The 16161-nt window shown below is 66.6% G+C and carries 15 protein-coding genes; 8 read left to right on the top strand and 7 right to left on the bottom strand.

Features of this window, described 5'->3' with window-relative positions; genetic code table 11:
* Positions 1-121 precede the first annotated feature (121 nt).
* Positions 122-1024: a hydroxymethylglutaryl-CoA lyase gene (locus tag BPODLACK_RS16250; RefSeq protein ID WP_024498712.1), complete on the top strand. Its 903-nt coding sequence runs from the start codon at positions 122-124 to the stop codon at positions 1022-1024.
* A gap of 38 nt (positions 1025-1062) precedes the next feature.
* On the opposite strand, the gene BPODLACK_RS16245 is transcribed toward BPODLACK_RS16250, so the two are convergent.
* The gene (locus tag BPODLACK_RS16245; protein WP_024498713.1) at positions 1063-1509 is read right to left on the bottom strand and encodes a universal stress protein; all 447 of its coding nucleotides are present in this window, start codon (positions 1507-1509) and stop codon (positions 1063-1065) included.
* A 178-nt stretch (positions 1510-1687) separates the two neighbouring features.
* A complete protein-coding gene (gene uvrB / locus BPODLACK_RS16240; RefSeq protein ID WP_024498714.1) occupies positions 1688-3844 on the bottom strand; it encodes an excinuclease ABC subunit UvrB in 2157 nt (718 codons plus the stop codon).
* Positions 3845-3980: 136 nt separating this feature from the next.
* On the opposite strand from uvrB, the gene BPODLACK_RS16235 reads away from it, so the two are divergent.
* Positions 3981-4568, top strand: a complete 588-nt coding sequence (locus BPODLACK_RS16235) for a DUF402 domain-containing protein (RefSeq protein WP_024498715.1) — start codon at positions 3981-3983, stop codon at positions 4566-4568.
* Positions 4569-4623: 55 nt separating this feature from the next.
* On the opposite strand, the gene BPODLACK_RS16230 is transcribed toward BPODLACK_RS16235, so the two are convergent.
* The 4 genes from BPODLACK_RS16230 to BPODLACK_RS16215 form a co-directional block, all read right to left on the bottom strand.
* Entirely contained in the window at positions 4624-5094 is a 471-nt protein-coding gene (locus BPODLACK_RS16230; protein WP_024498716.1) for a hypothetical protein, read from the bottom strand.
* Between the two features lie 130 nt (positions 5095-5224).
* Positions 5225-6121, bottom strand: a complete 897-nt coding sequence (gene coaE, locus BPODLACK_RS16225) for a dephospho-CoA kinase (RefSeq protein ID WP_024498717.1) — start codon at positions 6119-6121, stop codon at positions 5225-5227.
* 65 nt (positions 6122-6186) lie between these two features.
* Positions 6187-7422 (bottom strand): zinc metallochaperone AztD, encoded by a 1236-nt coding sequence (gene aztD, locus BPODLACK_RS16220; RefSeq protein ID WP_159405690.1) that lies wholly within the window; start codon positions 7420-7422, stop codon positions 6187-6189.
* 71 nt (positions 7423-7493) lie between these two features.
* Positions 7494-8246: a TetR/AcrR family transcriptional regulator gene (locus tag BPODLACK_RS16215; RefSeq protein ID WP_159405689.1), complete on the bottom strand. Its 753-nt coding sequence runs from the start codon at positions 8244-8246 to the stop codon at positions 7494-7496.
* Between the two features lie 195 nt (positions 8247-8441).
* Between BPODLACK_RS16215 and BPODLACK_RS16210 the strand changes: the two genes are divergently transcribed.
* Positions 8442-10079, top strand: a complete 1638-nt coding sequence (locus BPODLACK_RS16210; RefSeq protein ID WP_236577694.1) for a DEAD/DEAH box helicase — start codon at positions 8442-8444, stop codon at positions 10077-10079.
* Entirely contained in the window at positions 10076-10660 is a 585-nt protein-coding gene (locus BPODLACK_RS16205; RefSeq protein ID WP_024498721.1) for an SWIM zinc finger family protein, read from the top strand. The genes BPODLACK_RS16210 and BPODLACK_RS16205 overlap by 4 nt, the downstream gene beginning before the upstream one ends.
* 68 nt (positions 10661-10728) lie before the next feature.
* Here BPODLACK_RS16205 and rpsA read toward each other — a convergent pair whose 3' ends face one another.
* Positions 10729-12198, bottom strand: a complete 1470-nt coding sequence (rpsA, locus tag BPODLACK_RS16200; protein ID WP_024498722.1) for a 30S ribosomal protein S1 — start codon at positions 12196-12198, stop codon at positions 10729-10731.
* A 328-nt stretch (positions 12199-12526) separates the two neighbouring features.
* On the opposite strand from rpsA, the gene BPODLACK_RS16195 reads away from it, so the two are divergent.
* The 4 genes from BPODLACK_RS16195 (at position 12527) to BPODLACK_RS16180 (ending at position 16145) form a co-directional block, all read left to right on the top strand.
* The gene (locus tag BPODLACK_RS16195; RefSeq protein ID WP_159405687.1) at positions 12527-13105 is read left to right on the top strand and encodes a 2'-5' RNA ligase family protein; all 579 of its coding nucleotides are present in this window, start codon (positions 12527-12529) and stop codon (positions 13103-13105) included.
* 75 nt (positions 13106-13180) lie between these two features.
* A complete protein-coding gene (locus tag BPODLACK_RS16190; protein ID WP_159405686.1) occupies positions 13181-14311 on the top strand; it encodes a class I SAM-dependent methyltransferase in 1131 nt (376 codons plus the stop codon).
* Positions 14312-14434: 123 nt separating this feature from the next.
* Positions 14435-15187, top strand: a complete 753-nt coding sequence (locus BPODLACK_RS16185; protein WP_159405685.1) for a hypothetical protein — start codon at positions 14435-14437, stop codon at positions 15185-15187.
* A 94-nt stretch (positions 15188-15281) separates the two neighbouring features.
* Positions 15282-16145, top strand: a complete 864-nt coding sequence (locus BPODLACK_RS16180; RefSeq protein ID WP_159405684.1) for a class I SAM-dependent methyltransferase — start codon at positions 15282-15284, stop codon at positions 16143-16145.
* The last annotated feature ends 16 nt before the right edge of the window (positions 16146-16161 follow it).

Genomic DNA, 16161 nt, shown 5'->3' with positions numbered 1-16161 from the left:
GTTCACTTCTGTAGCGCGACAGCAGTTACGTTGCGGTTTGGATTCGGTCGTTCGACCGACATCCACTCGATGGAACGGATCTCCTCGCGCCCGCCATCCGCGACGGGGCAAGATTGGGCACATGAAAAGCGTGCAATTGGTCGAGGTCGGCCCCCGAGACGGCCTCCAGAACGAACAGACCCTTTTGTCGGTGGACGACAAGGTCGAGTTGATCTCCCGCAGTGTCGAAGCGGGGATCAGACGCGTCGAGGCGGTCAGCTTCGTCAACCCGAAGCGGGTGCCGCAGATGGCCGGCGCCGAAGAGGTCATGGCGCGGGTGCCGCGAGTCGACGGCGTCTCCTACATCGGACTGGTCCTCAACCGGCGAGGTCTCGACCGTGCACTCACCGCAGCCGTCGACGAGGTCAACGTCGTGGTCGTCGCGACCGAGGAGTTCAGTCAGCGGAACCAGGGCTGCAGTGTCGACGAGGGCGTCGCCGCCGCCGTCGACGTCGTGCGCGACGCTCGCGCGGCCGGTCTCCGGACGACAGTGACCATCGCCGTGTCCTTCGGCTGTCCGTTCTCCGGAGAGGTCGCACCGGAGTGGGTCGGCGAGATCATCGCGCGGCTCACCGACGGTGCGGCGCCGGACGAGATCGCCCTGGCCGACACCATCGGCGTCGGCGTTCCGGCGCAGGTGCGCACGCTCGCCGATCTGGCCGCCGCGCACGCACCCGGGATTCCGCAGCGCTGGCATTTCCACAACACGCGCAACACCGGCTACGCCAATGCGCTGACCGCCCTGGACACCGGGGCCAGTGCTCTCGACGCGTCCATCGGCGGTTTCGGCGGCTGCCCCTTCGCGCCCGCGGCGACGGGCAACATCGCGTCGGAGGATCTGCTGTATGCGCTCGACCGGTCGAACATCTCGACCGGTGTCGACATGTACGGACTGATCGACGCCGCGGAATGGCTGGGCAGGTCCCTGGAAAAGAGCGTCCCCGCTCTCCTCGGGCGCGCCGGAGGGTTTCCGGAGGCCCGCTGAGGCGGGGACTGGCTCGTCAGCTCGCAGTCGTCGGGCGACTAACCCGTGGTGTGCACGATCAGCACGTCGCACGCCGACTTGCGCGCCACATCGGCCGGCACCGATCCGAGCAGGCGCCCGGCGATCGAGTTCAGGCCGCGGTTACCGACGACCAGGAGATCGGCCTTCACGTCGCTCACGAGTTGGAGCAGTGCGTCGACCGGCGCACCCTTGACGGGGCGCTGGACGATGGTGGCGGCTCCGGCCTTGGACGCGCGTTCCTTGGCGGTCCGCAGGATCTCCTCGGTCGGCGTCGAGCCGGTGACCTGGTAGGCCTCGTCCTTCAGGATGTCGGCCGCCTCCCCGGCACCGCGCTCGTTGGGGAAGTACGCGCACGCGATCACCAACTGCGCGCGTTCGCCCGCGAGTGCCCCCGCACGTTCCACCGCCTTCATCGACGACTCCGAGCCGTCGGTCCCGACGACGATGGTCTCGTATGCGCTCATCCCAACCTCCGACATGAATTCGCCTCGCTGCCCATCAGCGAGGCGTCACCTAACATCCCCCATATTGCAGGGTTCTTTCACCGGGACATTAGTTTGCCACGGCGTGTCTGTCCGCCGATCGTGGTGATCGGCACACCGTCCGGAAGCAATGGTCCCGGGGACTTAGCAGGTCACCGCCCTACTTGATGCCTGCCGCGTCCATTCCCCGCAGTTCTTTCTTCAGGTCGGCGATCTCGTCGCGCAGCCGGCCCGCCAGCTCGAACTGCAGGTCGCGGGCGGCACTCATCATCTGATCGGTCAGCTGCGACACCAGGTCGGCGAGTTCGGCGCGCGGCATCGTCGACACGTCCCGCTTCTCGATCACGCCCGCACTGCCGGCCTTCGACACCTCGCCCTGCGCCCGGCGGCCACGGCTGGCGTTGCGGCCCGAACCGCCGACCGCGACCGCCTCGTCCTCGGCTTCGCGGTACACCTGGTCGAGGATGTCGGCGATCTTCTTGCGCAACGGCTTCGGGTCGAGACCGCGCTCCTTGTTGTAGGCGATCTGCTTCTCGCGGCGACGCTCGGTCTCGTCGATGGCATTGCGCATCGAGTCGGTGATCTTGTCGGCATACATGTGCACTTCGCCCGACACGTTGCGGGCCGCACGGCCGATGGTCTGGATCAGCGAGGTGGTGCTCCGCAGGAACCCTTCCTTGTCGGCGTCGAGGATCGCGACCAGCGACACCTCTGGGAGGTCGAGACCCTCGCGGAGGAGGTTGATGCCGACGAGGACGTCGTAGTCACCGGAGCGGAGCTGACGCAGCAACTCGACACGACGGAGTGTGTCGACCTCGGAATGCAGGTACCGCACGCGGATTCCCAGTTCCAGGAGATAGTCGGTGAGGTCTTCGGCCATCTTCTTGGTCAAGGTGGTGACGAGGACGCGTTCGTCGCGCTCGGTGCGCTGGCGGATCTCGTGGACCAGGTCGTCGATCTGCCCCTTGGTGGGTTTGACCACGACCTGCGGATCGACCAGACCGGTCGGGCGGATCACCTGCTCGACGAACTCCCCGTTCGACTGACCGAGCTCATACGGCCCCGGCGTCGCCGACAGGTAGACGGTCTGGCCGATGCGATCGACGAACTCGTCCCAGGTCAGCGGTCGGTTGTCGACGGCCGACGGGAGGCGGAAACCGTACTCGACGAGATTGCGCTTACGGGACATGTCGCCCTCGTACATGCCGCCGATCTGCGGCACGGTGACGTGCGATTCGTCGATGACCAGGAGGAAGTCGTCCGGGAAGTAGTCGATCAGCGTGGCGGGTGCACTTCCCGCCGCGCGGCCGTCGATGTGACGGGAGTAGTTCTCGATGCCGGAGCAGAACCCGACCTGGCGCATCATCTCGAGGTCGTAGGTCGTCCTCATCCGCAGGCGCTGGGCCTCGAGCAACTTGCCCTTCGCCTCGAGCTCGGCGAGCCGTTCCTCGAGTTCCTGCTCGATCGAGGCCATCGCCCGCTCCATCCGCTCCGGGCCGGCGACGTAGTGGGTGGCCGGGAAGATGCGCAGCGAGTCGACCTGTCGGACCACATCGCCGGTGAGCGGATGCAGGTAGTAGAGGGATTCCACCTCGTCGCCGAAGAACTCGATGCGTACGGCGAGCTCCTCGTAGGACGGGATGATCTCGACGGTGTCGCCCCGCACGCGGAAGCTGCCGCGGGTGAAGGCCGTGTCGTTGCGGGTGTATTGCACGTCGACGAGCAGCCGGAGCAGGGCGTCGCGGTCGATCTCCTGGCCCACCTCGAGCTCGACCGAACGGTCGAGGTAGGACTGCGGTGTACCGAGGCCGTAGATGCACGACACGGAGGCGACCACCACCACGTCGCGACGCGAGAGCAGGCTCGACGTCGCCGAGTGGCGGAGTCGTTCGACGTCGTCGTTGATCGACGAGTCCTTCTCGATGTAGGTGTCGGTCTGCGCGATGTACGCCTCGGGTTGGTAGTAGTCGTAGTACGACACGAAGTACTCGACCGCGTTGTTGGGCAGCATCTCGCGGAGTTCGTTCGCGAGTTGCGCGGCGAGTGTCTTGTTGGGTGCCATCACCAGGGTGGGGCGTTGGACCTGCTCGATGAGCCACGCGGTGGTGGCCGACTTGCCGGTACCCGTGGCACCGAGAAGCACGATGTCCTTCTCCCCGGCCTGGATCCGCTCGGTCAGATCCTTGATGGCGGCGGGCTGGTCCCCTGCGGGCTCGTACTCGCTGACCACCTCGAAACGGGCTTCGGTGCGCTCGATCTCGCCGATCGGACGGAACTCGGAGTGCGCGAGCACCGGACGTTCTGCTGCAAAAGCCATAGTGCCAGGGTAAACGCGCCGTACGACAGGAGTGTTCCCGCACGGTCGCGGCCCCCGGGTCCGAGGCGGGACGCAGACCGGGAACAACTCCGGTTTTCGGGCTGAGTTCGGCGGCGGCCGCCACTACATTCGGGGCATGACGAGCAACAGCGGTCCGACCACCGCCGCGCCGGCCACCGCAACCCATTCGATGCACCCGCCCAAGCGGGAGGTGTTCGATGTGCCCGCCATGACGAACACCGACAACAAGGGATTCGTCCGCGAGGTCGAGGAGTACCGCGTCACCGATTACGGCCTCTACATGTCGCGCCCCGCGCCCGGTCACCCGCGGTTCGACCATCTCGAGTCGTGGCTGCTCCCAGGACTGGGGTTGCGCGCCAACATCTTTCACTATCAAGGTGGTTATCGGGCGGATCAGCGCCTCTACCTCGACATCGGGCGGTTCGCCGGACCCGACGAACGCGGCCGCTGGTACGCCGAGGACTGGTACCTCGACCTCGTCGACGTGCCGGGCTCACCGCTGGAGCTCATCGACGTCGACGAGATCTTCGAGGCGCACCGGTGCGGGTTGCTCGACAACACGCGGTGCGTGGAGGCGGTCGAGATCGCGACCCGCGCGCTCGTCGGGGCGGCCGCGCACGGCAACGATGTGCAGGCGTGGCTCGACGACGCGGCCGGCGGCGTGGTGTTCTTCCGGGACCACCGGCCCGGCCACGGCCGGTAGACCCAGTCGGATCGGGGGTCCCGGTACCGCGGGGATTCCAGTAGGTCGGGGGATCTCAGTAGGTCGGGAGCACGAAGCATGCTCCGTTCCGGATGAACTGCGGCAACTGCACTCCGGTGCCGACGTCGACGGTCCGCGTCTTGACCACTCCGTCGAGGGTCGCGGTGAGCACATGACGTCCCGGCGCGGCGGGCCGCCAGGTCGGCTTGATCTCCACGGTTGTCGGCTTGGCGTTGTAGATCGTGACCGTCCGGCCGGCGCGGGTGGACGTGATCTTCAACGTCGACTTGGCCGATTTGGGTTCACCGACGATCACCGACAGCTTGTAGGAACAACCCGTCCCGTACATGCCGTAGTTCGCCGAACCGTTCGCCGACGAGCCGTAGCCGGGCAGTGTGTCGACGGCGATCCCCTGCAGGGCTGCATTCGCCGGCGCCGCGGTCACCGCGGCGGCCGTGACCGCCGCTCCCACAGCGATACCTCCGATGACGGCTCGCACGCGATTCGAATTCCCCGGACCCCACATGTGTGCTCCTCACAGCGCATGACAGCTCGATCGTCCGCACCGCGATCGGTGCGTGTTGGCAAAGCTAACAGCGCAGAGGACGCCATGCGGCCCATTTAGGCAACATTCGTAGTCAGTTCTGCTGAACGCCTCACGCGTTCTCGACGCGTATGGTCGCAGGACGTCCCGGGTCGCAGGACCCGTGGACGCCGGGTTCGACGGGAGCGAACCCCCCGACCGCCAGGAGTTCGACCAGTTCCGCCGACGAGGCATCGTCGCGTGCGGTGATTCGCAGTTCGCTCTTCGCCGCGTCGATGATCTCGACGGCGGTCGCCCGCTCGCCCGCGATCGCCCACAGCCGGTTGACCAACCGCGCCGCCGGGCCGTCCGGATTGGGTTCGGCCGCAACAAGTCCGGGGATTGGCTCGGCGACTCGGCGTGCACGGACGTTGGCCTCGAACGGTACGAGCCGGTCATCCCAGACCCGCGCGGCGGCGGCCGCGAGATCGTCGGCCGATCCGGAATTGTCGAGCCAGACATCGGCAACCGCGCGCCGCTGCTCGTCGGTGGCCTGAGCCGCGATTCGCGCTCGCGCATCGGCTTCGTCGACGCCGCGCATCGTGGTGAGGCGATGCAGTCGGACGTCGGCGTCCGCGAACACGATCACCACGAGATGGAAGAACGGCGCCGTGTGGTTCTCCACCAGCAGCGGGATGTCCTGGACGACGATCGCATCGTCGGGCGCCGCTTCGAGCAACTCCTGGGTGCGTGCGCCGATCAGCGGGTGGGTGATCCCGTTGAGCGTCTTCCGCGATTCGTCGTCGACGAACGCCTTGGCCGCGAGCGCAGGTCGGTCGAGGCTGCCGTCGGCGGACAGGATGTCCGAGCCGAAGGCCTCGACGAGCGCGGCGAGACCGTCCGACCCGGGTTCGACCACCTCGCGGGCGATCTTGTCCGCGTCGATGATGTACGCCCCCCGTTCGACGAAGGTCTTTGCCACGGTCGATTTGCCGGCGCCGATGCCGCCGGTCAGTCCAAGCCTGATCACGTCACCAGTCTGGCAAACCCACCGACGCCTCGCGCACACCGGCTGCACCAGTGTGTCGCGCCGGGTCAGCCGGTGACCGCGGCGAGTTCGACGGTCTCGTACGGCAGGCCCGCCTCGACGACCTTCACCCCCGTCTCCAGGTTGATCGCGACGATCTTCTTCGACGCCGGTTCACTCACATAGGCGACACCGTCCTGCACGACGAGATTCGGCATCGGCGACTGCCATTCGTCGGGTTCGCTCCACTCCCCGATCGCCGGGATTCGAGCCGTGCGGGTCCCGGATTCCACGTCGAAGACATGCAGCGCGCCGTCGGTTCCGAGAATCACCGCAGACCCCCCGGGGCCACGTTCCAGCGACCGGAAGCTGTACGAGGTGCCGAGATCGACCAGTCGGAGCTCACCGGTACGGGTGTCGGTGAGCGAGAATCGGGTCGGCCGTTCGAGTTCGGCGTCCCGGTCACTCTTGTAGTCCCCCAACACGATCGGCGATCCGTGGTCACCGGCCTGGTTTCCGATGCGGCCGTAGGGGTCCGGACTCGCCACCTTGCGGATGTTGTTGCCGTCGACGATCAGGATGCCGTCCTCACAGCCGAAGGTGAGGCGGCCGCCGGACGCGGCGGCCTCGCCGTGAACGCCGGGACATTCGTCGTTGCGGGCGATCTCGGTCCGCTCCTTGTCCAGAATTGCGATGCCGCTGCGCGATTCGTCGTCTCCGCGCGTGACGACGACCGATCCGTCGCCGCGGAACACCGCGACCCCGTGGTGGGGTTGCGCGACCGTGAACGTGGTGGCGACCGGGTTGCCGCGCAGTAGTTCGGCCGGTTCGACGATGTCGACCTGCCCGGCGCCGTCGCTGAAGAGGCTGATGCGCGAGTCGTGGACCACGACGTGACCGGGTTCTGCTCCGCCGAAGCGCATCTCGGTGAGAGAAGGCTCGGCGGTGTAATGATGCCCGTGGTCGCCGTGCGCCTTGGTCCAGGTTCCGGCGTCGAGGACCCGGAACCCGCCGGTTTCGGAGACGAGGACATGCCGCCCGTTGCCCGCGCTGTTGAGACGGACGAATCCGTCAACCGGTAAGTCGGCGACCTGTTCGAGCGTGGTCGCGTCAAGAACGAGGATTCCGCCGTCGTAACTGAGGCTGAGACGCGGTGTCGCACTGTGCCGTTCCGCCGGTGGCGTCGACGAATCCCCGTGGCGCGTCGCCTCCCCGGGGTCGGAGTCCCCGCATGCGACGAGTGCGAAGGAGGCTGCAGCGAGCAGCGCGAGAGAACGGGTCAGGGTTGTCCGTGGTGATAGCACTCGGACAGTGAACAACCTAATGAAAATGATTGTCAACAACGCATGGTTGCCACCATCCGCGCGAGAGAACCTCAGTCGTCGCCGATGAGTGGCTCCAAACCATCGAGCAGGCAGACCAGGCCGAAGTCGAATACTTCGTCGGGAGCGCCCGGCGCCTGATGACGTTCGCCGGCCGCAGTTCCCACGCGTTCCGAGAGGGGAAACCTTCCGTCCGGGATCACCGCGTCGAGTTCGGGAGCGACCACCTCCCACCACTGGGCGTCGGTCATGCCGCTGACGGTCGCCGCGGCGCCAGCGGCCAGCGCATCCCGGGCGTTGCCGGTCACGAAGGCCACCAGGAGGGCGAGAATGTGGTCGCGATCGAGGTCGGAGATGTCCAGGGATTCGAGGACTTCGAGTTGCCGCTCGTAGCGGGTGAGACGGTGAGGCCCGAGAACCTGACGCCATGGGTTGGCATCGAGCAACCAGGGATGTGCCAGGTACTCCGCTCGCAGCACGCGTGCGACCGAGGCGAGGGATTCCCGTACCGTCGTCGTCGAGCTCGGCATCGGCGAGTCGCCGGCAACATGGTCCACCATGAGAGCAACGAGGACATCTCGCGTGGGCACGTAGGTGTAGAGAGTCATCGGGCCGACACCGAGTTCGGCCGCTAGCGCCCGCATCGAGAGCGCGTTCAAACCTCGATCGTCGGCGAGCGAGATCGCCTTGCCGACCATCTCGTCGACGGTGACCCGTTGTCGCGGACCGCGTTTCGGCGCTTCTGGCTCGGCACTTCCGCGCCACAGCAAGCGCACAAGGGTCCGCGCGTCTTCGGCAGTCGACATGTGCATCCCTTTCCCGTACGGTGTACGGAGACTAATTCCGTACACCGTACCAAGTGAGGAGTTCCGCTGACCACACAGGCCACCTACCTCCCCGACCTGCACCAGTTCGCGATCTGGTCGTCCCACGACTCCGGGACACGCTCGAACACGTGCCGTCTCGCGGTCCCGGCCGGGCGTCACCTCGTGGTCCGCGACGTGTCGTGCGACCTCGTCGACGTCGACGCCCTTGCCACCCAGGCATCCGATGCGCCTTCGGTACAGGTCTGGCAGCAACTCCTTCGGAGCGAGGACGAGACTCCTCTCCCGCTCGCCGCCCATGCCGAGGTCGATCCGACCGGCACGGCGATGACCACCGCAGATTTCGCTCGGACGGCGATGCGCGCATGCCTCACCACCGATCAACTCCTCCGCGATCGCCTCCGTGCGCAGCTACGGCCCTACCAGGTCCGGGGTGTCGCGTGGCTGGCATCCACCGCCGAATCCGAAGGCGGAGCGGTACTCGCCGACGAGATGGGACTGGGCAAGACGGTTCAGGCCGTGGGCCTCCTGTCGCTCCGCGTCGAGACCGGACCGCAACTCGTCGTGTGCCCGACGAGCCTGGTCACCAACTGGGCGCATGAGATCACCCGATTCGCACCCGGACTCACCGTGTACACCGGATGCATCGAGGAAGCTCCGGACACCGCCGGATCGGTCACGATCACCTCGTACGCCCGACTGCGGTTGGGCATCGACGAACTCGCGGGACGGAGGTGGGCCACCGTGATCTACGACGAGGCGCAGGCGCTGAAGAATCCCCGTACCCAACTCTCGCGCGCGGCACGCCGCGTCGATGCGCAGGCGCGGATCGCCCTGACCGGCACGCCGATCGAGAACAGTCTCGACGAGTTGTGGGCGATCCTTCGGGTGGTCGCCCCGTCCGTCTTCCCGCACCGGGCGGTGTTCCGGCGGCGCTTCACCCGTGCGGTCGATGACGGGGATTATGGTGCGCTGCAACGTCTACGCGTCGCCGTCGCACCCGTCATGCTGGCCCGGACCAAAGCCCGGGTGGCTTCCGCCCTACCACCGAAAATCCACAACCCCGTGCTCGTCGATCTGACCGCGGAGCAGGCGGAACTCTACGACGCTCATCTGGCCGCGATCGAGGACGCCGGGTTCGGCGTCGGAATCGAACGCCACGGACGGATTCTCGCGACCCTCACGCGGTTGAAGCAGATCTGCAACCATCCTGCTCTGGTCACCGGCGACCGCGACCGCGGCCGCCTGGCGGGCCGGTCGGGCAAGTTCGACCGCTGCATGGAGATCCTCGAGGAGAACATGGAGACCGGCTCGCCCACTCTCGTCTTCACGCAGTACCGCGACACCGGTGACCTCCTCGCCGACCATCTGGCCGACAGATTCGACTGCGACGTCCCGTTCTTCCACGGTGGGCTCACACCGGGGCGGCGGGACGAACTGGTCGCCGACTTCCAGGCGGGGCGGACTCCGGAGGTCATGGTGATGAGCCTGAAGGCCGGCGGCGTCGGCCTCACGCTGACCCGCGCTTGCGACGTCATCCACTTCGACCGCTGGTGGAACCCAGCCGTCGAGGCCCAGGCGTCCGATCGTGTCCATCGGATCGGGCAGGAGCGACCGGTCACCGTCACCACGCTGACGACCGCCACGACGCTGGAGGAACACATCGACAACCTCCACCGGCGTAAGGCGGCGCTCAGCGCACATCCCGACGAGTCCTCGGCTCTCGCAGAACTCACCGCGCTCAGCGACGAACGCCTCATCACCGTCCTCCGGCGCAACCGAAGTCTGGACCCGGCAATCCGGGAGGCGGAATGACCACGACTCCAGCCGAATTCGGATTCACCGCGTGGGGCGCCGAGATCGTCCGGCTCGCCGAACCGCTCTCGACCCGGACCCCGAACCCGTTGGCACCGCGGGCCCGCAGCATCGCCCGCAACGGGGGTGTCACCCTGACCGTCGACGGTCGGCACGTGGAGGGACTGGTCCAGCGCGGTGGCGAGGCATCGGTCGCACACCTGGAGTTCTCGGCGATGACCTCCACGACAGCCGTCGTGCTCCGTGACCTGCTGGGCTCGTCGGCCGAACCGTCCGACGAGGTCCACCGTCGGCTGAAGGAGTCGGGTGCGTGGTCGCCGGCGGTCCTCGACGTCACAGACTGTTCATGCCGGGCACGCGGTGACCGATGCCTGCACATTCTGGCCGGGCTCTACGCGGTGGCGGCTGCGGTCGATCGGCAACCGTCACTGGCACTGGAGCTACGGGACTTCCGGGCAGCGACCGACGACTCGCCGACGGACTCCGGCACCTGCTCGCCAGGATCCCGGTGGGTGTCGCTGACCGCCTTCGACGTCGCCGACTACTACGAGATCACGACGGCATCCGAGCACGACGATTGAACTCGGACATACGAAAAGCCCTCCCGGGAATCCCGGGAGGGCTTTCGTGTGCTCAGTGAGCAGAGGTGTCAGGCGTTGCCCGACAGCTTCTCGCGCAGGGCGGCGAGCTGCTCGTCGCTGGCCAGCGAGCCACCGGCGGACGAACCGCTGGTGCTGCTCGACGCGCCACCGCGGCTCTCCGAAGCCGACGAGTAGTCGGTCGGGGCGTTGGCAGCCTCGGCTGCGGCAGCAGCGAACTTCTCCATCTGGGCGGTGTGCATCTTGTGGCGACGCTCGGCCTCGGCGTACCGGGCCTCCCATGCCTCACGCTGCTTCTCGTAGCCTTCGAGCCATTCGTTGGTCTCGGCGTCGAAGCCCTCGGGGAAGATGTAGTTGCCCTGCTCGTCGTAGCTGTCGGCCATGCCGTACTTCGAGGGGTCGAACTCCTCGGTGTAGTCCTCGTTGGCCTGCTTGAGGCTCAGCGAGATACGACGACGCTCGAGGTCGATGTCGATGACCTTGACCATTGCATCGTCGTTGACGGCGACAACCTGATCCGGCACCTCGACGTGGCGCTCGGCCAGCTCGGAGATGTGGACGAGACCCTCGATGCCCTCGTCGACGCGGACGAACGCACCGAACGGCACCAGCTTGGTGACCTTGCCCGGAACGATCTGGCCGATCGCGTGGGTGCGGGCGAACTGACGCCACGGGTCTTCCTGAGTGGCCTTGAGCGACAGCGAAACACGCTCGCGGTCCAGGTCGACGTCGAGGACCTCGACGGTGACCTCGTCGCCCACGGCGACGACCTCGGACGGGTGATCGATGTGCTTCCAGGACAGCTCGGAGACGTGGACCAGACCGTCGACGCCGCCGAGATCGACGAACGCACCGAAGTTGACGATCGAGGACACGACACCCTTGCGGACCTGACCCTTCTGCAGCTGGTGCAGGAACTCGCTGCGGACCTCGGACTGGGTCTGCTCGAGCCATGCACGACGCGACAGGACCACGTTGTTGCGGTTCTTGTCGAGCTCGATGATCTTGGCCTCGATCTCCTTGCCGATGTACGGCTGCAGATCGCGGACGCGACGCATCTCCACGAGCGATGCCGGGAGGAAGCCGCGCAGGCCGATGTCCAGGATCAGGCCGCCCTTGACGACCTCGATGACGGTGCCCTTGACGGCCTCGTCCTTCTCCTTGAGCTCCTCGATGGTGCCCCAAGCCCGCTCGTACTGCGCACGCTTCTTGGAGAGGATCAGACGACCTTCTTTGTCCTCCTTGGTGAGGACCAGGGCCTCGACCTCGTCACCGACGTTGACGACCTCGTTGGGGTCAACATCGTGCTTGATCGACAGTTCGCGAGAAGGGATGACGCCTTCGGTCTTGTAACCGATGTCGAGCAGAACCTCGTCCCGATCGACCTTGACGATCGTGCCTTCGACGATGTCGCCATCGTTGAAGTACTTGATCGTGGAGTCGATGGCGGCGAGAAAGTCCTCGGCAGTGCCAATGTCATTGATGGCTACTTGCGGCGAGGTGATCGTGGGGGACGACATATGTTGAGTTGCTCCGGACAGGTGTGTAGTAGGTACGGTTCTTGAGGTATTTCACGGCATGAAACCCCTGATCAGAAGCATTTCGATCGGGGCGCGTGCCTGTCGCGCGTCACCGAGCACACGCGCGTTCGTCAAGCCTACTCCAGCGGCGTTGTGCTGGGCAAATGGCCGTGAGACCACCGGTGGGACGTCCACTCCGGGCCACCGGGAACCGAGGACACGTGCCGTCCGGACACAGTGCACAGTCGGTGCCCGCCCGCCTTTTCCTGGTGCACGATCGCGAGCTGGATCACCCGGTACAGCGGGAGAGCTCTGGTTCACTACATCCGTGGCACATTCGATCGAGTTGTTACCCGACGACGATACCGACCACTGGTTCCGGCACCGCTGGGCTGCGCTCGCCGACGCCGGCCTGCCCAGCGCCCAGCGCATCCGTTCGGACACCAATCGTCCCCACGTCACCCTGCTGGCGGCCCGCCACATCGCGACGGCCGCCGACGTCGCCCTCGGCCCCGCCGCCCAGCGTCTCCCACTGAACTGCATCATCGGTGCGCCCATCGTGTTCGGCCATGGGTCGCGCCATACGCTCGCGCTGCTCGTCGTCCCGAGCACCGAGTTGCTGTCGCTGCATGCCCAGGTCGCACGGACTGTTCGCGAGCACACCGCCCACCGCGACGAGGACGTGGAGGACGACGGCCCGACACCGAGCACCTTCGCTCATGTGGACCCAGGCGCCTGGACCCCGCACATCACCCTCGCCCGACGCCTGTCGTTCACACAGGTCGGCGAAGCACTGGGCACACTCGAGTCGCTGGGCAAACCCGACCGGATCTGCACGTTCACCGCATTGCGGCGCTGGGACCCCGACGCCGGAACCGAACACGTGGTGGCCGGGCGGGCGTGCTGAGGCGGAGAGGACCTGCGGACCGAGTCGAAACCGCACCGTGACCGGCTCGAGAGCCAACGCTGCCATCGTTCCATCATGTCGATCACACCCGAGGGCACCGAGCCGCCCGAACAGAGCCCGCACCGCACGACCAACGCACCGACGGCGCCGAGTGCCGATGAATTCGCCGAGCGATTCCTCGACTCCACGCTGGCCACCGCGGAGACCATGAGCGTCTACCTCGGGGAGCGCCTCGGCTGGTATCAGTGCCTCGCCGATCATGGACCACTCACCGCAGCCGATCTCGCCGCCCGGACCGCCACCGACGCACGGTACGCCCGCGAATGGTTGGAGATGCAGGCGGCCTTCGGTATCCTCGCTGCCGACCTGTCCCGCACCCTAACGACATTCGCCATCTCCCCCGGCGTCGCCGAAGTCCTCACCGACACCTCCAGCCGTTCCTATCTGGGTGCGCTGCCCCGGATGTTCGCCGCCTCGTTCGGCCGGCTGCCCGAACTGCTCGATGCTTATCGCACCGGAGGCGGTGTCAGCTGGGAACAACTCGGAGCGGACGCGCGTGAATGCCAGGCCGCACTCAACAAGCCGTGGTTCGACACCGAACTCGGGCCCGCTCTCGGCGGGGTCACCCACCTCCATCAGCGACTGTCGCGACCGGACGCGAAGATCGCCGACATCGGCTTCGGCGCGGGTCATTCGACCATCGCCCTGGCCCGCGCCTATCCGGAGGCGACGTTCGTCGGTCTCGACGTCGATGCGGCATCGGTGCAGATGGCGCGTGACAACGCCGAGGCCGCAGGACTCGGCGACCGAGTGCAGTTCCATCTGGCCGGCGGAGAGGAGGCCACCGCGCACGGGCCGTTCGACGCCGCGTTCGCCTTCGAATGCCTCCACGACATGCCGCGGCCCGTCGACGTGCTGGCCGCGGCCCGACAAGCCCTGGCACCCGGTGCGCCGATGATCGTCATGGACGAAGCGGTTTCCGACGAATTCTCCGGCCCTGCAGACGAACTCGACAAACTGATGTACGGGTTCTCACTCTTCGTCTGCCTACCGGATTCGATGAGTTCGCCGCCGTCGGTGGCCACCGGCACAGTGATGCGACCCGCCACCCTACGGTCCTACGCCGAGCAGGCCGGCTTTCAGAGCGTCGAGGTGTTGCCGATCGAGGGCTTCGGCTTCTTCCGGTTCTACGAACTCATCCCGTGACCCGGACGTCACACGACCCGCCCGACTGCCCTAGGCCCAACACATGCCTTGACGATAAATAATTTGTCATGCGACTATTTTTGGGTGCCGGGATCTGGGCCGGCGCCGGACGGTAGGAGACGCGTGACCTATACACCAGATCGACTTCTCGAGGCGATCGACGCCAACGCTGTCGGACTGCTGGTGGGGCTGGGCGTGGCGATGCTCTGCCAGACGGTGTGGCTGATCGAGGCAGCACGGGTCGCCCGGCGCGACTCGAGCTACTCGATACCGCTGGCCTGCACCCTTTTCTGGTTTGCTCACGACATCGCCTATGTCGTCCGCTTCCGTGACTGGTTCTTCACCTATGACCACTGGTTCCTCCAGCTGTTCTGGCTCGGCCTGCTGAGCGCCGCGCTCCTGGAGTTCGTGTTCTTCGCCCAGCTCATCCGGTACGGCCGTCGAGAACTGGCACCGGCGTGGTCCCCTTTCCAGTTCACGCTGCTGATCATCGCGGCGACGACCGGTTCCATCCTCGCGTGGGAGTATCTGCGACTCCTGTTCGACGACCCGCTCTACCTCGCGAGTTCGGCGCTGACTCTCATGTCATATGCACTGTTCGGCCCGTCGATGACACTGCGCCGCAGATCATTCCGCGGTCAAACCCTGTTGATGTGGCAGTGCTTCACGACGATGACTTTCGCCTGGTGGATCGCGACAGTCGCATTCCTGCCGGGCCCCTTCCGGTCGTGGCAGTACCTCGCCGTCGGCGTCTTCACGGCCGCGGTCGGCGTGGCCATGATGATCGCCATCCGCCACGCACCGCAGTCGCCGAACGCGACCGAACCGCCCCGTTCCGACCTCACATCCGATGAACCGGTCCCCGGCACCCGGTGACACCGCGCCCGCGTCCGTGGTGATCGGGTCCCCCGTCGGCTCGACCGGCTCTGCCGCCTCCGGGCCGAACCGGACGGGGACCTATCATCGCAGGATGCCCACGAAGGACGACCGTGAGAATTCGGAGACCACCGAACAGGAGACCTCCGTACGACCTCCACGCGTCCTGGGCGACGTCGACTCCGCGACAAGTGACCGGGCCAGCCGCTGGTGGTGGGACCACGACGCGGAGAATTACCACGACGAACACGGCGCCTTCCTCGGCACCTACACCGGGGGCGGCGACTTCGTGTGGTGTCCCGAAGGTGTCCGCGAGTCCGAGGCCGGCCTTCTCGGCGAGATCCAGGGCCGCACGATCCTCGAGATCGGCTGCGGCTCAGCACCATGCGCCCGCTGGCTGGCGGCGCGCGGCGCGCACGCCGTCGGTGTCGACCTGTCCCGTCGCATGCTCGGGATCGGACTCGACGCCATGGACGCCGACGAGGTGCCCGTGCCGCTGATCCAGGCGACCGCCGAAACGCTTCCGTTCGCCGACGAGTCATTCGACACCGCCTGCTCGGCCTTCGGCGCGATCCCCTTCGTCGCCGACTCCGCCGGCGTCATGGCCGAGGTCGCCCGCGTCCTGAAGCCCGGCGGCCGTTGGGTTTTCGCGGTCAACCATCCGATGCGGTGGATGTTCCTCGACGACCCGGGGCCCGAGGGGCTGACCGTGCACATCCCGTACTTCAACCGGACGCCGTACACCGAAACCGACCCGAGTGGTCAGATCACCTACGTCGAGCACCACCGGACCATCGGCGACCGGGTGCGCGAGCTCCGGGCGGCCGGATTCATCCTCGACGACATCATCGAACCCGAGTGGCCTGACGATCACGATCGCGAATGGGGGCAGTGGAGCCCATTTCGCGGACGCTATTTCCCCGGCACCGCGATCTTCTGTAGCCACAAACCTGCATGACGAGCCGGGGTCCCGG

The sequence above is a fragment of the Gordonia sp. YY1 genome (genome assembly GCF_009872315.1).
Classification (GTDB): Bacteria; Actinomycetota; Actinomycetes; order Mycobacteriales; family Mycobacteriaceae; genus Gordonia; species Gordonia amicalis.
The sequence above is the reverse complement of the archived record's forward strand: the minus strand, read 5'-3'. Positions and strand labels throughout refer to the sequence as shown.

What these genes read in the sequence shown, in the direction of transcription:
- BPODLACK_RS16245 (WP_024498713.1), bottom strand. Translation starts at nt 1,509, where the DNA reads ATGAGCGCATACGAGACCATCGTCGTCGGGACCGACGGCTCGGAGTCG.
- rpsA (WP_024498722.1), bottom strand. Translation starts at nt 12,198, where the DNA reads ATGTCGTCCCCCACGATCACCTCGCCGCAAGTAGCCATCAATGACATT.
- BPODLACK_RS16235 (WP_024498715.1), top strand. Translation starts at nt 3,981, where the DNA reads ATGACGAGCAACAGCGGTCCGACCACCGCCGCGCCGGCCACCGCAACC.
- BPODLACK_RS16205 (WP_024498721.1), top strand. Translation starts at nt 10,076, where the DNA reads ATGACCACGACTCCAGCCGAATTCGGATTCACCGCGTGGGGCGCCGAG.
- BPODLACK_RS16180 (WP_159405684.1), top strand. Translation starts at nt 15,282, where the DNA reads ATGCCCACGAAGGACGACCGTGAGAATTCGGAGACCACCGAACAGGAG.
- BPODLACK_RS16215 (WP_159405689.1), bottom strand. Translation starts at nt 8,246, where the DNA reads ATGTCGACTGCCGAAGACGCGCGGACCCTTGTGCGCTTGCTGTGGCGC.
- BPODLACK_RS16190 (WP_159405686.1), top strand. Translation starts at nt 13,181, where the DNA reads ATGTCGATCACACCCGAGGGCACCGAGCCGCCCGAACAGAGCCCGCAC.
- uvrB (WP_024498714.1), bottom strand. Translation starts at nt 3,844, where the DNA reads ATGGCTTTTGCAGCAGAACGTCCGGTGCTCGCGCACTCCGAGTTCCGT.
- BPODLACK_RS16250 (WP_024498712.1), top strand. Translation starts at nt 122, where the DNA reads ATGAAAAGCGTGCAATTGGTCGAGGTCGGCCCCCGAGACGGCCTCCAG.
- BPODLACK_RS16230 (WP_024498716.1), bottom strand. Translation starts at nt 5,094, where the DNA reads ATGTGGGGTCCGGGGAATTCGAATCGCGTGCGAGCCGTCATCGGAGGT.